Below are 2310 nucleotides of genomic sequence, written 5' to 3'. Positions count from 1 at the left end.
ACCCGGAGAAAGGCAGAGGATCGACGACCGTGCCCCACCCCGGCCCCAGCAGGAAGCCCTGGCCCGACGATGCAACAACCTCCCCAGAACCGCCAACAGCCAACACATCAAACCCGGCATTCCCACCGAACGACGTTGTTGCATCCCCACCCCCAACCCCCTCCATCCCGACACCCTCCCCAACCAGACCACCACCAGCCACATAACCGCTCATCAAGCCACCGTCGAACAAGCCATCGTCGAACAAGCCATCGTCGATTGACCCGTTACCGGGGAAGACTCCGCCACCCACACCGCCACCCGGCGCGGAGAAGAAAGCGCCCACACCCTGCCCGTCTGGCCCGAGATCCATACCGGGATCCGCGCCAGGCTCACGTAGCCCGACGACGTCGCTCATCAGCTGGTCTGATCCAGAAGAACCACCATACGTTCCCGCCGGGAACACCAGCGCCTGAGGCTGCCCAGACCAGCTCACAGACCCCTCGCCCCCCAGCGGCGCAGATGCCGGACGGAGTACAAGCTCACCTCCCGGCAACGCCGACCGGTCACCGCTATCAGCACCGACCTCACCGCCACCGACCTCACCGCCACCGACCTCATCGCCACCGACCTCACGCTCCTTCAACCCCCTCCACAATCTGCGGATCATGGATTGTCTGACCAGTGTTCCCTCATCGGAGGGGAGGTTGCCGGACAACTCGGCGACAGCCAGTTGGGTGAGCGGAGATCCCTTGTGGTCGTTCTCGCCGTTCATGCCTGCCGCCCACCGCCAGACCACCTTCCGGGCCATGCCGGACCTCAGGCCACCCGTTCTGTCGCGGATAATGAATTTCGCGAACATGACCGGGTCCAGGATGGATTTGATGTAGTCGACCAGGAAATCCTTCCCGCCGTCACCAGGACGCCACCCGGCGATCGACTCCTCCTCTTTCTCCGACAACCGCACCGGATCAGCCCGAATCCACGACTTCTTGACCGCATTCTCACTGATCAGTGTTCTGGCGTCGGAGGGGGTTTTGCCGGACAACTCGGCGACAGCCAGTTGGGTGAGCGGAGATCCTCCCTTGTCGTTCTCGCCGTTCATGCCTGCCGCCCACCGCCAGACCACGTCCCGTGCCACCCAGGAATTCAGGGCATGCTTCAATTTTATATTGCGGAGCCTGAATACCGCGAACCTGACCTCGCCCAGAAGTTTTTCGATGTGCCCGACCAGGGTCTGTGCCTCGCCGGGACGGGGGCGCCACCCGAGAATCGACCCCTCCTCTTTCTCCGACAACCGCACCGGGTCCGCACTCCACGTTGTGTCTACCGTGTCCTCGCTGATCAGTGCTTTGCCGTCGGAGGTTGTGCCGGACAACGCGGCGACAACCGGTGCGGTGAACCGGGATCCGTCGGTGTCGTGCTTGCCGTTCAGGCGTGCCGCCCACCGCCAGACCACGTCCCGGGCCACCCGCGACTTCAGAACACCGTCCTCGTCGCGGAGCGTGAATACCGCGAACCTGACCTCGCCCAGGATTTTTTCGATGTGCTTCACCAGGGTGTCCGACTTGTTGTCACCGCGACGCCACCCGGCGATCGACTCCTCCTCCTCGTCCGACAACGACACCGGATCAGCCCTATCCCACAAACCATTGACCGAGATTTCACCAATCAGCGGTTTCTTGCCGGAGGTCATTCCGGACAACCTGGCAACATCCGCCATGGTGAGCCGGAATGCGTCGGTGCCATTCTTGCCGACCAGGCCCGCCTGATGCCGCAGGAGGCCGTTCAAGCCTGCTGCCCACCGACACACCACGGCCCAAGCCACCGGGGACTTCAGGGGACCGGCTCCGTTGCGGAGAATGAATTTCGCGAACATGTCCGGGTCCAGGATGGATTTGATGTAGTCGACCAGGAAATCCTTCTCGCCGACACCACGACGCCACTTGACGATCAACCTCTCCTGGTCCTCCGACAACACCACCGGATCGGTCTCGGTCCACCATCTCTTGACCGCGCTCCTACTAATCAGGGGTTTCTTGTCATCAGGGGACGTGCCATCGGGGGTTTTACCGGACAACTCGACAACATCCGGAACGGTGAGCGGGGAATCGCTTTTTTCGTTCTGGCGGTACAGGCCTGCGTCCCACCGTGAGAGGCCGTTCAGGCCTTTCGCCCACCGCGAGAGCACCTCCCGAGCCCTGTGGGACTTCAGGCCACTCGTTCTGTCGCGGATAATGAATTTCGCGTACATGACCGGGGTCAGGATGTGTTTGATGTAGTCGGCCAGGAAATCCTTCCCGTCGACACCACGACGCCACCTGACGATCA

Annotated in this window: 1 pseudogene; it reads right to left on the bottom strand. The window is 62.3% G+C overall.

Annotation, left to right across the window (positions count from 1 at the left end):
- Positions 1-2310 (bottom strand): annotated as a pseudogene (locus ABZV40_RS46385) (hypothetical protein); the annotation flags it as partial.

This window comes from Lentzea sp. NPDC004782 (assembly GCF_040609115.1).
In the GTDB taxonomy this organism is placed as follows: Bacteria; Actinomycetota; Actinomycetes; order Mycobacteriales; family Pseudonocardiaceae; genus Lentzea.
Note: the sequence above shows the minus strand (reverse complement) of the source record. Positions and strands in the feature narration are given on the sequence as shown.